12 protein-coding genes are annotated in these 15,903 nt (G+C 41.5%); 11 read left to right on the top strand and 1 reads right to left on the bottom strand.

Features of this window, described 5'->3' with window-relative positions:
* Nucleotides 1–31 precede the first annotated feature (31 nt).
* From V7K76_RS12900 to V7K76_RS12855, 10 genes are all read left to right on the top strand, one after another.
* Nucleotides 32–1,522 (top strand): amidohydrolase family protein, encoded by a 1,491-nt coding sequence (locus V7K76_RS12900; protein ID WP_334776284.1) that lies wholly within the window; start codon nucleotides 32–34, stop codon nucleotides 1,520–1,522.
* Nucleotides 1,523–1,640: 118 nt separating this feature from the next.
* A complete protein-coding gene (locus tag V7K76_RS12895) occupies nucleotides 1,641–3,122 on the top strand; it encodes an amidohydrolase family protein (RefSeq protein ID WP_334776285.1) in 1,482 nt (493 codons plus the stop codon).
* A gap of 221 nt (nucleotides 3,123–3,343) precedes the next feature.
* The gene (locus tag V7K76_RS12890; protein WP_334953328.1) at nucleotides 3,344–4,525 is read left to right on the top strand and encodes an acyl-CoA dehydrogenase family protein; all 1,182 of its coding nucleotides are present in this window, start codon (nucleotides 3,344–3,346) and stop codon (nucleotides 4,523–4,525) included.
* Nucleotides 4,526–4,805: 280 nt separating this feature from the next.
* The gene (locus tag V7K76_RS12885; protein WP_334776287.1) at nucleotides 4,806–5,627 is read left to right on the top strand and encodes a class I SAM-dependent methyltransferase; all 822 of its coding nucleotides are present in this window, start codon (nucleotides 4,806–4,808) and stop codon (nucleotides 5,625–5,627) included.
* A 557-nt stretch (nucleotides 5,628–6,184) separates the two neighbouring features.
* Nucleotides 6,185–7,213 (top strand): aliphatic sulfonate ABC transporter substrate-binding protein, encoded by a 1,029-nt coding sequence (locus V7K76_RS12880; RefSeq protein ID WP_334776288.1) that lies wholly within the window; start codon nucleotides 6,185–6,187, stop codon nucleotides 7,211–7,213.
* A gap of 593 nt (nucleotides 7,214–7,806) precedes the next feature.
* Complete coding sequence (locus tag V7K76_RS12875; protein WP_334776289.1) at nucleotides 7,807–8,910, top strand: aliphatic sulfonate ABC transporter substrate-binding protein; 1,104 nt, start codon at nucleotides 7,807–7,809, stop codon at nucleotides 8,908–8,910.
* A 37-nt stretch (nucleotides 8,911–8,947) separates the two neighbouring features.
* On the top strand, nucleotides 8,948–9,811 hold the full coding sequence (locus V7K76_RS12870; protein WP_334953331.1) for a TauD/TfdA dioxygenase family protein: 864 nt from the start codon (nucleotides 8,948–8,950) through the stop codon (nucleotides 9,809–9,811).
* Between the two features lie 453 nt (nucleotides 9,812–10,264).
* Nucleotides 10,265–11,452, top strand: a complete 1,188-nt coding sequence (locus V7K76_RS12865) for an aliphatic sulfonate ABC transporter substrate-binding protein (protein ID WP_334953334.1) — start codon at nucleotides 10,265–10,267, stop codon at nucleotides 11,450–11,452.
* A gap of 299 nt (nucleotides 11,453–11,751) precedes the next feature.
* Nucleotides 11,752–12,036 carry a hypothetical protein gene (locus tag V7K76_RS12860; RefSeq protein ID WP_334777668.1) on the top strand — a complete coding sequence of 95 codons (285 nt, stop codon included), beginning with the start codon at nucleotides 11,752–11,754 and terminating at the stop codon, nucleotides 12,034–12,036.
* Between the two features lie 191 nt (nucleotides 12,037–12,227).
* Nucleotides 12,228–14,426 (top strand): CHASE2 domain-containing serine/threonine-protein kinase, encoded by a 2,199-nt coding sequence (locus tag V7K76_RS12855; RefSeq protein WP_335029804.1) that lies wholly within the window; start codon nucleotides 12,228–12,230, stop codon nucleotides 14,424–14,426.
* Nucleotides 14,427–14,866: 440 nt separating this feature from the next.
* Here the strand turns inward: V7K76_RS12855 and V7K76_RS12850 are convergent, their stop codons facing one another.
* Nucleotides 14,867–15,112: a hypothetical protein gene (locus V7K76_RS12850; protein WP_335029802.1), complete on the bottom strand. Its 246-nt coding sequence runs from the start codon at nucleotides 15,110–15,112 to the stop codon at nucleotides 14,867–14,869.
* Between the two features lie 150 nt (nucleotides 15,113–15,262).
* On the opposite strand from V7K76_RS12850, the gene V7K76_RS12845 reads away from it, so the two are divergent.
* Nucleotides 15,263–15,903 (top strand): tetratricopeptide repeat protein (locus V7K76_RS12845; RefSeq protein WP_335029801.1); only part of this gene is annotated, 641 nt, incomplete at its 3' end.

Here is a 15,903-nt window from a genome sequence, read left to right as displayed (position 1 = left end):
GCAATCCATCTACAAATTCAGGTAAAATGCTATGACTATTGCACTAGACCGTCCACAAAAAACCAAGTCTGCTCAAATTCGGGAAAAACTGGGTTATCCGATCATCGATACCGATGTACATACCCAAGAATTTCCCCCAGCATTCTTGGACTATTTAGAGCAAGTTGCTGGAACTGCGATCGCAGAGCGTTTCCAAGAACACTTACCCGGTGCATCTCGCTCTAAATGGTTCAAGCAATCTTGGGATGAACGCCGCGCTAACCGCACCGCCCGCCCTCCTTTCTGGACTCGTCCCACTAACGATGCTTTAAATTTAGCTACCGTTAGTTTGCCCAAGTTGTTACACGAACGCTTACAAGAAGCAGGTACAGACTTTGCCGTTGTGTACCCCAACTTGGCAACGATGGCCCCACACATCGGCAATGAAGAAATGCGGCGGGCTGTTTGTCGGGCAGCTAACACCTACCATGCTGAGATTTTCCGTCCTTATAGCGATCGCTTAACACCCATTGCTTCCATCCCCATGCATACGCCCGAAGAAGCGATCAAAGAGTTGGAATATGCGGTGAAAGTGCTGGGACTCAAAGCAATTCAAATCCCCGGCCATATCCGTCGCCCGATTCCCGCTTTCGAGAAGTATGGCGAAGAAGTAGCCAACGAAGCCATCTGGATAGATACCTTTGGCTTGGATAGTAAATATAATTACGATCCCTTCTGGGCGAAGTGCGTAGAACTGAAAGTTGTCCCCACCACCCACTCCTCCGGTATGGGGTGGATCAATCGGCGTTCCATTAGCAATTACCAATACAACCATATTGGTCACTTTGCATCGGCTGCGGAAGCACTATGTAAATCTTTATTCTTTGGTGGCGTAACTCACCGCTTCCCCACACTCAAGTTTGCTTTCTTGGAAGGAGGTGCAGCTTGGGGTGCTAGTTTGTACACCGATTTGATTTGGCACTGGGATACCCGCAATAAAGACCATATGGTGGAAAATAATAATCCTGGCAATGTTAATTATGAAGAACTGCTAGAATTCTATACCCGCTATGGTGGTGAACTAGTACATGGTCGGTTGGATCAACTAGGTAGCGGTTTAGGTTTCCACGCTGACTTAGTATCTCCCCTAGAACCAGGTGATTTGGATGAATTCGCCGTTGCAGGAGTTACCAAGCCAGAGGATATTCGCGATCGCTTCTTGAATCACTTCTACTTCGGGACAGAATCAGATGATACCCGTGTAGCTCAAGCTTTTAACCGGAAAGCTAATCCTTATGGCGATCGCGTTAAAGCCTTCTTGGGTTCCGATTCTGGTCATTGGGATGTACCTGATATTACTGCGATCGCTGCTAATACCTATTCAATGGTAGAACGCAAGATTATCACCGAAGAAGATTTGCAATATTTTCTATCGATTCATCCTTTGGAGTTGTACACCAGCCTGAATCGTGACTTCTTCAAAGGTACGGCTGTTGAGAAAACAGCAGATGAATTTTTGGCTAGCAAAGGGATTAGGGACTAGGGACTGGGGACTAGGGACTGGGTAGGAAAAAGTTTTTCAATCCCAATCCCTAATACCTAATACCCAATCCCCAGTACCCAATCCCCAATCCCCAGTACCCAATATAAGGTAAACTATCATGACGATTGCTCTAGACCGTCCACAAAAAACCAGGTCTGCTCAAATTCGTGAAAAACTTGGTTATCCGATCATTGACACCGATGTACATACCCAAGAATTTGAACCAGCAGTCTTGGATTATTTAGAACAAGTTGGTGGAACTGCACTTGTAGAACGTTTCAAAGAAAATTTACCAGGATCTTCTCGCTTTAAGTGGTACAAGCAAAGTTGGGAAGAACGTTTTGCTTATCGCACCAATCGCCCTAACTGGTGGGGTCGTCCCACAAAAAATACTTTGAATTTGGCTACCATTAGCTTACCCAAGTTGCTGCACGAACGCTTACAAGAAGCAGGTACAGACTTTGCCGTTGTGTACCCCAACTTGGCAACAATGGCCCCGAATATCGGTAACGAAGAAATGCGGCGGGCTGTTTGTCGGGCTGTTAACACCTACCATGCTGATATTTTCCGCCCTTATCGCGATCGCTTAACACCCATCGCCGCCATTCCCCTGCACACTCCCGAAGAAGGGATTGAAGAATTGGAATATGCAGTGAATGTTCTCGGACTCAAAGCAATTCAAATCCCCGGTTACGTCCGTCGTCCAATTCCTGCCTTTGAGAAGTATGGCAAAGAAGTCGCTAACGAAGTGGTTTGGATTGATAACTTTGGCTTAGATAGCCAGTATGATTACGATCCATTCTGGGCTAAGTGCGTAGAACTGAAAGTTGTACCTACAACTCACGCTTCTAGCCAAGGTTGGACAACACAGCGTTCTGTCACCAACGCCCAGTACAATCACATTAATCACTTTGCCTTTGCAGCCGAAGCATTATGTAAATCGCTGTTCTTTGGTGGAGTTACTCGCCGCTTCCCGCAATTAAAGTTTGCCTTCTTAGAAGGTGGTTCAGCTTGGGGTGCTAGTCTCTACGCTGATATTATTTGGCATTGGGAAACCCGCAACAAACAACATTTGTTGTCAAATAACAATCCTGCTATTATCGACAAGGAAGCACTTGTAGAGTTGTACACCCGCTACGGTGGCGAACTAGTAGATGGACGCTTAGATAAAATTGGTGACGGTTTAGGATTCCACCATCAATTATTGGCACCAGAAGATCCAGGCGAACTCGACGAATTTGAACTCGCAGGAATAGAGAAGCCAGAAGATGTGCGCGATCGCTTCTTGAATCATTTCTACTTCGGTACAGAATCAGACGATACCCGTGTATCTCAAGCCTTTAACCGTGCAGCTAATCCCTTTGGCGATCGCGTTAAAGCCTTCTTGGGTTCCGATTCCGGTCACTGGGATGTGCCTGATATTACCGCCGTTACTGCCAACGCCTACTCAATGGCAGAACACGAAATCATTACCGAAGAAGACCTCCGCTACTTCCTCTCAATCCATCCCTTGGAGTTGTACACCAGTCTCAATCAAGACTTCTTCAAGGGTACAGGTGTCGAGAAAGCCGCAAATGAATATTTAGCGGTTAGGGATTAGGGACTGGGGACTAGGGACTGGCGACTAGGGGGACAAAGAGAATAATCCATGCCCAGTCACCAATCCCCAATACCCAGTCCCCAATGCCCATCTTTACAACGTTCCATGTTCCATTTCCTCTGTTCACTTGTAGCGTGGGCCTTGCCCACTCTACATTTCTCTTAAATAACGTTTATTTGGACAATTTATTGATTAGAAATCCCTAAAAGGATGATTTGATTATGGTGTTAGATATTACAAGACCAAAGGATTACATCGACCTAGCAACTTCTCTATCCAAGGAACTTGCTCAATCCGCAGTTGAAAGAGATGCCCAAGCCGGAATTCCAGAACCGGAAATTAATAAACTACGTGAGAGTGGACTGCTATCACTGGTTGTACCCAAGCAATATGGTGGCATTGGCGCAACTTGGATTGATGCCTTAAAAATTGTCAGAAAGTTATCAAAAGCAGATGGTTCAATTGGTCAATTATATGGTAATCATCTCAATTTGACAGCCTTGGGTCACGTTTCCGGCACACCAGCCCAAAAGGAAAAATATTATAGAGAAACTGCCAAGAATAACTTATTTTGGGCAAATGCCATTAATACAAAGGATACTAGGCTGAAAATTAATCCAGAAGGTGAGAATTTTCGGGTTAATGGTGTTAAAAGCTTTGGTACAGGTATTTCCGTTGCCGATTATCGGGTATTTTCCGCTTTAGAAGATGGCGTAGAATTGCCCTTCATATTCATAATTCCCAAAAACAGAGAAGGGTTAGTTTCTAATCACGATTGGGACAATATCGGGCAACGTCGTACTGATAGCGGTAGTTATACATTTAACAATGTCTTAGTAGAGAAAGATGAGATTTTGGGGCCACCAAATCCTCCTGATAGTGCCTTCTCAACTTTTCTTGGGATTATCGCCCAGCTAACAAAAACCAACGTTTATCTAGGAATTACTAAAGGAGCCTTTGCAGCTGCTCGTGAATATACTAAAACTACTACTCAACCGTGGATTACATCGGGGGTAGATAGTGCCACTCAAGACCCTTATATTCTGCATCATTACGGAGACTTTTGGCTTGAAATTCAAGCTGCGATCGCACTAGCTGACCAAGCAGCGGAGAAAGTACAAGCAGCCTGGGGCAAGGATGTAGAGCTAAGTCATCAAGAGAGGGGAGAAGTTGCGATCGCAGTTTCCGCAGCCAAGGCATTAGCAACCCGTGTAGGTATAGATATTACCAACCGCATCTTTGAAGTTACGGGAACTCGCGCCACAGCAACCAAATATGGATTTGATCGTTACTGGCGAGATTTGCGAACCTTTACCCTCCACGATCCTGTAGATTACAAATTGCGTGCGATCGGTGATTGGGTACTCAACGATCAGCTACCCGTCATCACTCAATATTCTTAGGCTATTGGGAATGGGGCATTGGGCATTGGTTATTTCCTCCCTATTTTCCCATTCACGTGCTAAGTAAGTCGGTGGAAACAAACCAAATTATATTACGAAACGTAAAATAGGCTTAAAACCCTTATCAATGACAAATGATAAAGCCCCACTAGTTAACTTTAATTGCACCGACTTACTGAGGCGTTTTAGGTGTCTACTCGCTGTCTTGTAAGGTGGACTTTCTTAATTTCCACCTTACTTACCTAAATCCAAAATCTAAAATCCAAAATCCAAAATTGATATGACTCAACTAAAAACACTTCCCACCTACGACCCAAGTTTATTTGAGGGAGCTGCTGAAGGCTACGCTCAATATAGAACCAAATACCCATCGGTTGTATTCGACAAACTAACCGAAATATTTAATCTCAATGGTCAAGGACGACTCCTTGATTTAGGTACTGGCCCAGGATTAATTTCAATTCCTCTGCGAACCAAATTTGAAGAAGTTGTGGCGATCGATCCCGACCCAGAAATGATTGCAGAAGCCAAACGTCAAGCAGCAGCAGTTGGAGCAAATAATATTACTTGGTTAGAGCAAGGAGCAGAGTTAATCGACTCTAGTTTAGGGAAATTTAAGTTAACTACAATTGGTAGAGCCTTCCACTGGATGGAACGCGAACTAGTCCTTGAACGCCTTTATGAATTGCTAACTGATGATGGTGCATTAGCACTGCTTAACACTGGTGATAATCCTTGGGAAAGCAATCTACCTTGGAAACAAGCTGCTGTTGGAGTAGTGAAAAAATGGTTAGGTGATGAGCGACGGACTGGACAACGAGGACAAGGTATTCGTAAGCCAGTCGATCCTCCCCATGAAGTTGTAATTGGCAATTCGGCTTTTGCTCGTCAAGAAACCTATGAAGTGCCATTTGAAAAATCTTGGACTGTCGATAGCTATCTTGGCTACTTATACACTACAGCCTTCTCACTCAAAATTTTCTATGGTGATAACGCTCCAGAATTTGAAAAGGATCTTAGAGAAGCGCTACTAGCAGTTGAGCCGTCTGGACATTTTACAGAAGAACTCGAAGCTACAATTCTAGTCGCTTGGAAGCACTAGTACCGCAAGGCGGAATTCAAAATTCAAAATTAATACAGTGCAAACATTTCATTGATTTTGAATGGGTGGTTTATTTCCGCCGTGTTGTACTAGCAAAATTGAACACGAATAAAACAGAGTTTCATTCATAAATTTCAATCTTCCACTAGCACCACTCTGGAGTGGGTCTTTCTCACTCCACTTCCTAAATTTTTCCTCTTAAGCTAAAAAACATCTAAATTGCATAATGGAATTAAACATAACTCTTGTGGGGTGGGCATCTTGCCCGCCCAGGTTATGCAATTTAAATATGAAACAGCTTAACTCTTAAATTCTCAGTTCCTCGAGTCGTTATAGAGTGGGTCATACCCACTCTCTTTTCTAACTTCAGATAAAAAAAATTATTTTTATTTATTAAAAAATTGTCCCCGATGACCCGTAACCATGATAAAAGTAGATTTCATGAAAGTAGTCATAGATACTCTGACCACTTTTTGAATCTGAATTATCAATAAAATTCAGTCCAACAAAAATAAAAACTAAAAATATCCACTTACCCCAAGAAATTACATTGAATCATGTTCAGAAGCTACAGAAAGTCATGGTTGCCTGCGAGTATAGCTCGTTATTTTTTGCTGGCGTTTACGACTTTTCTGTTAGTTACAGGATGTAGCTCTCCAAGTACTCAAAGCAATACTCCCCAAGTTGAGCCAACTACTGCAAGCTCAAAAAAACTAGAAGTTATCAACATCGGTCATCAGAGTGGTACACCAGGTCTGAACCTACTTAAAGCTCAGGGCTATTTGGAAAAGCGCTTTGCTGCTGATGGCATTGCTATCAAGTGGATACAATTTCGCGGCGGCCCGCCAATGATGGAAGCAATGGCCGCAAATAGTATTGATATTGGTAACGTTGGAAATCTACCACCAATTTTTGCTCAAGCTGGTGATAATCCCATTGTTTATGTTGCTGCAACTGGTTCCAACGCAGGCGCTCAAGCAGTTATTGTCCGTAAGGATTCACCAATCAAAACTCTTGCGGAACTCAAGGGTAAGAAAGTTGCGATCCAAAAAGGAACAGCCCTGCAATATTTGATTTTGAAAGCTATAGCAAGTGCCGGATTAACTCTCAATGATATTCAACCTGCTTACCTAACTATTCCAGAAAGTCAGGTTGCTTTTGAAGGTGCCAAGGTTGATGTGTTACCCACTAGCGATCCGTTTTATGCTCGGAAAGAGCGAGCAAATGAAATACGAGTTTTAGCCAAAGGTTCTGATGTCGCTCCCCAAAGAGCCTACTATATCGCTACACGCAATTTTGCTGAAAATCACCCCGACTTAGTGAAGATAATCTTGGAAGAACAAAGAAAAGCAGAAGAATGGGCTAAAGCTAACCCCAATCAAGTTGCTAATTTATTGGCAGCGCAAACTAAAGAAGAACCAGGAGTCTGGAAATGGGCTTTAGAGAGACGGCCTATCTTGGGTGTGTTTGATATAACTGATGAAATTATCGCTGAACAACAGCAAGTAGTTGACCTTTTCTACAGTCAAAAGCTGATTCCTAAAACTTTTCAAATCAAAGATGCAGTATGGAAACCTAAAAGTTGATTTATTACAGCAGTTTTCATGTATTTGAACCACATCTGTCGTAGGGGCACAGCATTGCTTATGGGTGTCAACTTAAGCTGAAACTCCTTTAAAACCTCGTTTCCAGCCTCCGGCTGGAAATGCAACTCAAAAGTGGCTCTGCCGCCAGCAAGCGAGGCGGAGCCTCAACGACGAGCATTCCCAGTCGGAGACTGGGAACGAGGCTATCTAAAAGCTGGTTCTAGACTTGATTTCACGTTAAGTTGACACCAATGAGCATTGCTGTGCCCCTACCGCTTGGTCTATTTACCTGAAAATAGCTGTAAAAGAGAAGTCATAATTCTTGGAGGCTGTACAACACTTTTTACGATCAACAGTGCTGTACAGCTTTTCTATTTACCTTTGATAGCTTGACATAAGTTTTATGGCAATAATCCTAATAGCTTGATATGAATAAATATCGTGATTTATTGATAGATATTTTTAATTATAAAAAAAATATTTAATTGGTCTAATTTTCAACTATATTAATAAGCAAGAGTTTTTTTGGCTATTTAGATCGCAATTAATCATAATCGTTCTGACCACGGATAAAGGAATAAATAAAACAACCCATGCCAGCTTTAAAAGGAAAGTTTGAATTCAGGAAAAGTCAGAGAACAACACGTCGTTCCTTGTTGTTTGCTTTGGGCTACTGCTTAATGCTATCGACAGTCTTATCGAGTTGTGGTGAAGCCAAAAATAACACTCAGCAGTCAGCAGCTTCCCCTGAGTCTGTAGCTTCATCCACTACAGAGAAGTCAACAGAGAAGCAAGTAGTGCGGATTGTACGTTCCAAACAACTTTCCGCTTTAGCAGTTCTAGAAAAACAGGGTTCCTTGGAAAAGCGATTAGAGCCTCTGGGTTTTAAAGTACAGTGGCCCGAATTTGCGGCTGGTCCACAACAGCTAGAAGCTCTGAATGCTAATGGACTAGATATCGCATCTACAGCCGAATCGCCTCCTGTATTTTCGCAAGCAGCAGGAGCGCCTCTTGTTTATCTATCTACTACACGCCCCAGTGGTAAAGCTATTTCACTTTTAGTTCCGGTGAACTCTCCGATTAAAAGTGTTGCCGATTTGAAAGGTAAAAAAGTAGCTTTCCAGAAAGCCTCCATCGGTCACTACTTATTAGTTAAAGCATTAGAAGATGCCGGACTAAAACTGAGCGATGTCCAATCAGTTTTTCTCACACCGCCAGATGCAAATGCGGCATTCAGTCAGAATAAGGTGGATGCTTGGTATATTTGGGAGCCATTCGTTACCAGAAATGTAGAAAAGAAAATAGCTCGTGTTTTAGCAGATGGTGGTAAGTTGCGGGATACTGGCAACTTTTACTCAACCTCACGCCAATTTTATCAGGCTCATCCTGACGTGATTAAAGTGTTTCTAGAGGAGCTACAAAAGACAGAAATCTGGACTAAGGATCATCCGAAAGAAGTTGCACAACTACTTGCTCCTGTAACTCAGCTAGATCCAGCGACTCTAGAAATAATGCATGATAAATATGACTATGGGTTGCTACCAATTACTGATAAAACTATTACCAAGCAACAGGAAGTTGCAGATAAATGGTACAGCTTAGGACTTATCCCCAAGAAGGTGAATGTTAAGGAAGGGTTTCTGACACCTGAAGAGTACGCCAAAATTACTCCTTCAGATGTGTTAGCGACTAAGTAGTTATCCTCAAGAAGAAACTAAAACACAGGAGAATATTATGTCTACTTCGACTTTGACGGAAGTTAAAATTAGGTCTATTGATGCCCCTTTGGGAGCTATCGTTACCGATCTTGACGCTAGTCAAGCGATCGCACCTGAAGTTATCCTACAACTTAAGGAAGCTTTGCGCGATCGCCACATCTTAATCTTCAAAGACCAAAAGCTCTCCGACCAACAACTTTTGAACTTTTCTCTATACTTTGGCGCACTCTTTGTACCATCTGATGAAACTCCAGTATTGGCTTCTAAACCAGGAGAAACTCCGGTAGTGATTCCAATTTCTAACGTCGATGGTGGCTATACCGGTACTGGAGAATTAACTTTCCATTCTGACCACAAATGGACTCCTACCCCATCTAGTGGTTCGCTTCTTTATGCTTTAGAAATACCAACTCATGGTGGAGATACTTATTGGTTAAATACCAATTTGGCCTATGAAGCATTAGATGAAGCTACCAAAAAACGGATTGTAGATTTGCAGTTAATTACCTACAACCCATTTTTGCGAGACCGGAATGCACCCCGCTCTTTGTATCGTTTAGATAAGAATATTCCTTTAATCAGTCCGGTCTTTCCCCATCCTTTAGTTAGGACACATCCAGACAGTGGTAAAAAACATCTTTACTTAGATGCTGCTACAGAAGTGGAAATTGTTGGGTTAGAGCCAGAAGAAGGATCTAAACTGATTGAACAGTTAAGGCAACATCTAAATCAACCCAAGTTCTACTACCAACACAAATGGTCAGTAGGTGATATTGTCTACTGGGATAATCAAGCTACTTTGCATTACCGTCAAGCATTTGATCCGAATGAGCGACGAGTATTGAAGCGGGTTAGCCTTGCAGGTAGTCGTCCTTTTTAGGCTTTATACCTCAAAAAATTAAGCTAATGCGCCTTTAAATTCTGCATTTTCTTAGGGTAATCAAGAGTCATTAAACGCCGATTATTCATGCGCTTTTTCGATCAGAATACCCAACTGAATTCTGATGAATGACGCATGTATTCTGTTCAACAAACAAGATCCCCGACTTCTTAAAGAAGTCGGGGATATGTGGGCTGCAATTCTTAGCAATCAAATAGGATTGATAGAGTGACTTTGATATAAATAAATAAATAAATAAATAAATAAAATTTTTTAAGTGTCAGACTATATGCTTATAAAGATAAATATATAAAAATATTACTTTTTTATTGAAAACTAGTGTTGATGAATACTTTATTTCCAGAACAGATTAGGTAAAATTTATACTGAAATTGATAGTTGTTTGCAGTCATGAGAAACAACAATAATTATTAAATTTAAATAGACGGTAGTATGGCATTTTTCAAATCTTTGCAGAGCCTAAAGTTATCTAGCAATAAGCCGATACAATCAAAATTTGAAAAGACAAAGACGGTAGATGAGTATAGCCTAAATACTAAATCTGTAGAAGCGAAATATAAAATTGAGCGCAAATTATCTTTATTGATAGCTGCTTGCTCATTCACAATGCCAATGGCTATATTTGGTTGCAGCCAAGAAATTAAAACTACTCAAAACGAAGCATCTTCAATTAGTACACAATCTCAGAGTCAAACAGTTTCTAATACTCCACAAAAACAAGAGCTACGAGTTGTTTATTCTAAACTTGGTTCTCTTGCAGTGATGAGAAAACAAGGAACTCTAGAAAAAAGTTTGGCAGCAAAGAATTTTACTGTAAAGTGGCTAGAGTTTGCTGCTGGCCCCCAAGCTTTAGAAGCCTTAAATGCTGGTTCTCTTGATATCGCAGCCACAGCTGAATCACCACCTATATTTGCTCAAGCCGCAGGTATACCTCTTGTGTATGTTGCAACGACCCCATTTAATGGTAAAGCAGTTTCTTTTTTAGTACCAAAAAACTCTCCGATTAAAAGTGTCGCTGATTTTAAGGGCAAAAAAATTTCCTTTCAAAAAGCCTCTATTGCCCACTATGTTTTACTAAAAGCATTACAAAAAGAGGGACTAAAGCTCAGTGATATAAAATCTCTTTTCCTCCCACCTCCAGATGCAAATGTGGCTTTTAGTCAGGGAGGAATTGATGTTTGGGTAATTTGGGAACCTTACATTACCAGAAATGTCCAAAAAAATCTTGGTCGTGTGTTGATAGATGGACAAGGACTCCAGGATCTTGGTGGATTTTATACTACCTCACGTAAATTTGCAAAAGAGCATCCTGAAATTATCAAAATTTTTCTAGAGGAGTTTATCAAAGCTGAAGACTGGTCGCAGAAAAATATTGATAAGTTAGCAGAACTGGAGACAGGTGACGTTGGGATTGATGTACCTACCCTCAAAACAATTCATAGTAAAGCAGTATATGGTCTACTACCAATCACTGATGAAGTTGTTAAAAAACAACAACAAATAGCTGATTTATGGTACGCACAAGGACTTCTACCCAAAAAAGTTAATGTCAAAGATGGAGTACTCACTCCAGAAGAATATGCAGCATTCACACCTGATTCTATAAAATCTAAGAAATAAATAATTGTAATAACCTTAGTTTTACTGGTTTAGCAAGATGCTTGCCAAGTCCGGGTGAAAGTACTTGCTTGGTGTTAATCCTAAATCATTGGTGACAATGAATGAGATCCCCGACTTCTCTAAGAAGTCGGGGATCTTAGCCTTGCGATTTTCACAAATCAGATAGGATTGCTATAGCAGATGCTGTAATTTTGACTGCATCTATCTAGGGTTATGACGTAGTATTTTTGTACTATATCAATTATCATGCAAGCTATTTAAGCTAGTAATAGAGTTGTTTCAATCCAGGGAATGAGAATATGAGGGTTTGGCTTGCCTGCTTTTTGGTGCTGTTTGCCTTGGCGGAACTGTTTGACTGGTTGCAAAAATTTAATCTGCCATTACCTATCTATATTTTGGGTGGCGCTTTTTTAGCTGTTGCTTCTAACTATGATAAAATAATAGGCTCCTATTTTGCTGATTCAAGCATTGAAGCATCACTAGAACAACCTCAATTAGATTCATTAACTTCATCTACTAATCCGATTTCTTTTCCAATTGCTAGTTCTGTTGAAGATGCTCAAACATCTCAAACAGATGATTAGCGCTTCTTTTATTTTATAGTTGACACTGCGCGTAAGCTTGCTTTAAAAGTAGGAATACACCAAAGTCTCTAACCAACGAGTAAATTGCTACATTAATAGAAAGCTTAGGTTAACTAGTTTTTAACCTAGATTCCGAAAATTAACTTCTGCGCCTGCAACATTTATCCAATTCAGGGTACCGCCCCAATGCCGTGATTAGTGGACTATTAGAAAAACTCCGTGTCCCCCTTGTCAAAGTTCAGGATTCTCGTGAAACTTCCAAGAGCAAAAGCTGGTTGCAAATTATTTTTGTTACCAGTGTAGGAATTACTGCCTTGATCTGGGGAGTTCGGCAACTCAAATGGTTACAGCCTTGGGAGTTGAGAGTTTATGACCAGATGTTGCGATCGCGGAAAGCAGAAGCACCCGATCGGCGGATCTTGCTAGTAAAAATCACTGATGAGGATCTCAAACGAGAGAAATGGACTCTATCAGGTCGGACAATCAATCAGCTATTAAACAAAATAGAATCTTATCAACCGCGAATTGTTGGTTTATATCTTTTCCAACCAGAAAACAATAATTTGGTGGCTAAGGAGCAAAATCAAGATCGCATGATCAGCACTTGTTTGTTCAGCAGCTTGGGTAGAGATGAAATTCCACCACCACCCAACTTTCCTATAGATAATGTTGGTTTTAGCGATGTAGTTCCTGATAGTGAAAATGACCAAACTCTGCGCCGCAGTTTGTTATTTGCCAACTCTACAGACAAAAAATGTACAACATCATTTGCATTTGGTGCCCTAGTTGCAATTAATTATCTGGACAAACAAGGTATTAAATACAAGTTCACTGAGAAAGGAGATTTTCAGTTAGGTAAAACCCTGTTTCCACGTTTACAAGCTAATTCTGGTGGCTACCAACATTTGGATGCAAATGGCTATCAAATATTATTAAATTACCGTCACCCTAATAGCCTCGCCGACCAAGTAACCCTTAGAGATGTTCTTAGTGGTCGAGTAAATCCCAGCTTAATTAAAGACCGTCTGGTAATTATTGGCAGCACAGCAGCTAATATGCCTCCAGGTGGTTTTTATACACCCTACAGCGCTTTACCAGACCAACCAGCCAGAATGCCTGCTCTGTTTATTCATGCACAGATAGCAAGTCAACTGATCAGTACAGTGTTGGATGGGCGATCGCTAATTTGGTATTGGCCAAATTGGGCGGAACTTGTTTGGATATGGGGTTGGTCGCTTTTAGGTAGTTTTTTAGCATGGCGGTGGCAAAATCCGCTACTGTTGCTTGTAGTGGGAACGATAACTCTATTTGGCTTAGTAGTAATCTGCGTTGCTTTGTTTTTGCAAGCCGGATGGATACCGTTAATTCCCTCTGCTCTTGCCTTCGTAATTAGTAGTATCTGCGTGATTGCTTATACTAACTACCAAAATCAGCAACAAACTCAAGTAATTATTCTGCAAGTTGAAAAACAACAAGAAGCGATCGCCCAATTAAATGTCCTCTTAGAAGACAAAACAGCAGTTCCCGATTCCTATCTTGACTTTCCTCCCCCAGTTGATTCACCAGAAATAAAATCAGGTGATTTGCTTTTGAGTGGACGCTACAAAATCTCTCAAACTCTTGGTGCTGGTGGATTTGGTCGGACTTATTTAGCACAGGATACTCAACGACCGGGTAATCCGATTTGTGTAGTTAAAAAGTTAATGCCAGCCCGTCAAGATACAAGATTTTTGCAGGTTGCTCGCAGGTTGTTTAATAGTGAAGCTGAAATTTTAGAATCTTTGGGTAAACATCATCAAATTCCCGAATTACTTGCTTATTTTGAAGATGACCAAGAATTCTATTTAATTCAACAATATATCGAGGGACATACCCTAAGCGAAGAATTACCACCTGTACAGAATGTGCAAAATGAATCATTTGTGATGGAGATGCTCAAAGAAGTTTTAGAAGTTCTAGAATTTGTTCATCAGCATCGAGTGATTCATCGTGATATCAAACCGACTAATATTATTAGATGCGCTGAAGATAATCGGCTGGTATTGATTGACTTTGGTGCTGTGAAATTGATGCAACCATCGATTAGTGAGCAAACAGAATTAGCTACAGTAGCCATCGGGACGCGGGGTTATGCACCTCCAGAACAATTTGCCGGTCATCCCCGCTTGTGCAGTGACATTTACGCTTTAGGAATGATTGCTATTCAAGCCATAACTGGGATACCACCGCAAGAACTCCACCCAGATATAGAAACGGGGAATGTGATGTGGCGGCAAACGGTGCAAGTCAGTGAAGGATTAGCGGCAATTTTAGATAAGATGGTTTGCTATCATTTTAGCGATCGCTATCAATCAGCCACCGAAGTTTTACAAGATTTGAAACAGATGTAGCCCTGGCGATTAGAAATCGCGGCTGAACTATAACTAATTACACAATAGACATCTCCGAAAAACAATGTAGAGACGTAGCAGTGCTAGGTCTCTACAAGGGTTATGGGTAAAGCATATTTAATTTCTGGAGATGTCTAATGTCATTGCGAGCGAAGCGAAGCAATCGCAATGACAGTAAATATTTTTGTTTATAGCGGTTTCCATTCAGATGAGGTAAAAAATCATACCGCGAGGTGTAGGGGCACGGCAGTGCCCATTGGTGTCAACTTAAGCTATAAATAGCGTACTGATTGGGTGTTGTTCTCCCGCCAGGGAATATAATTCCCTGACTAATTGCTCAAGTCTACTGAAGTAGACTGAAAATTTTCGCGCTATTTAGTCCTCTTCAGAGGAGTTTAGTTATGAGACAGGGATTTACAATCCCTGGCGGACGTGCGGTTTCACGTTAAGTTGATACCAATGGGCAGTGCCGTGCCTCTACGGGTGTACCTTACTAGGTCGGGAAATGCTATATCTACACTATAGGCTGACAATACGATTGTTTCGTCTGACAATACGATTGTTTTGCCTAACAATGCAATTGTTTCGTCTGACAATGCCATTGTTTTGCCTAACAATGCAATTGTTTCGTCTGACAATGCCATTGCATTGACTGACAATGCAATTGTTTTGCTTAACAATGCCATTGCATCAGCTTACAAAAATTAACTCACCCTACTTTTAACTTATTTTTCCAGTTCCCAACCCCCACTTCAAAAAACTATACTTTTGCACCCCTCTTTGCTTTCCGTAAAATTGCTAAAATACACTACAAAAGCAATACATGGTTGCGGCAAATGCTCAAGCGGCTTTGGCGGTGGCTAAAGAAGTCTTTTCAGCGCTTATTTGGCAACAAGCAGACTCCTCCCTTGAGGGAACATAGGAAAGTAGAACCACCACAACAGCTAACAGATGCGGAGTATGAATCCTTGTTTCTCCAGTTGTTGGCAGAAGTCAATGATGGCTTGAGTATAGGAGGGGTAAAAGGTTTTTTAGCTGCAAAGCGCATCAATGAGGCTCATTTGGTGGAGTGGTTACGGAGCTTTGGCAAAAGATTGTTAGCTTCAGCTACACCAAATGATGAGTTAGCAAGGCGGATGGTGCGGCTGGGTGAGTTGAGCATTGGGGAAGTTAGTGTTGTTGCTTATGATTTTGGAAGGCAGTTGAAGGGAGGAGAAACGAACCGCCAAAGCGCAGAGGACGCGGAGGAAAGAGAAGAGGGAGAAGCGGAAGTCTGGTTTAACCAAGGTAATGAACAATTGATGGTAGGAAATTTTATAGGTGCGATCGCATCTTATGACAGAGCCATCGAAATCAAACCCGACTTTCACTTAGCTTGGCACAACCGGGGTAGTACGCTGGATAATTTAGGGCGATTTGAAGAAGCGATCGCATCTTATGACAGAGCCATCGAAATCAAACCCGACAACGACTCAGC

It is taken from the genome of Nostoc sp., from assembly GCF_036917975.1.
In the GTDB taxonomy this organism is placed as follows: Bacteria; Cyanobacteriota; Cyanobacteriia; order Cyanobacteriales; family Nostocaceae; genus Nostoc.
The sequence above is the reverse complement of the archived record's forward strand: the minus strand, read 5'-3'. Positions and strand labels throughout refer to the sequence as shown.

Coding starts and splice junctions, on each gene's coding strand:
- V7K76_RS12900 (WP_334776284.1), top strand. CDS start 32: ATGACTATTGCACTAGACCGTCCACAAAAAACCAAGTCTGCTCAAATT.
- V7K76_RS12895 (WP_334776285.1), top strand. CDS start 1,641: ATGACGATTGCTCTAGACCGTCCACAAAAAACCAGGTCTGCTCAAATT.
- V7K76_RS12890 (WP_334953328.1), top strand. CDS start 3,344: ATGGTGTTAGATATTACAAGACCAAAGGATTACATCGACCTAGCAACT.
- V7K76_RS12885 (WP_334776287.1), top strand. CDS start 4,806: ATGACTCAACTAAAAACACTTCCCACCTACGACCCAAGTTTATTTGAG.
- V7K76_RS12880 (WP_334776288.1), top strand. CDS start 6,185: ATGTTCAGAAGCTACAGAAAGTCATGGTTGCCTGCGAGTATAGCTCGT.
- V7K76_RS12875 (WP_334776289.1), top strand. CDS start 7,807: ATGCCAGCTTTAAAAGGAAAGTTTGAATTCAGGAAAAGTCAGAGAACA.
- V7K76_RS12870 (WP_334953331.1), top strand. CDS start 8,948: ATGTCTACTTCGACTTTGACGGAAGTTAAAATTAGGTCTATTGATGCC.
- V7K76_RS12865 (WP_334953334.1), top strand. CDS start 10,265: ATGGCATTTTTCAAATCTTTGCAGAGCCTAAAGTTATCTAGCAATAAG.
- V7K76_RS12860 (WP_334777668.1), top strand. CDS start 11,752: ATGAGGGTTTGGCTTGCCTGCTTTTTGGTGCTGTTTGCCTTGGCGGAA.
- V7K76_RS12850 (WP_335029802.1), bottom strand. CDS start 15,112: ATGGCATTGTTAAGCAAAACAATTGCATTGTCAGTCAATGCAATGGCA.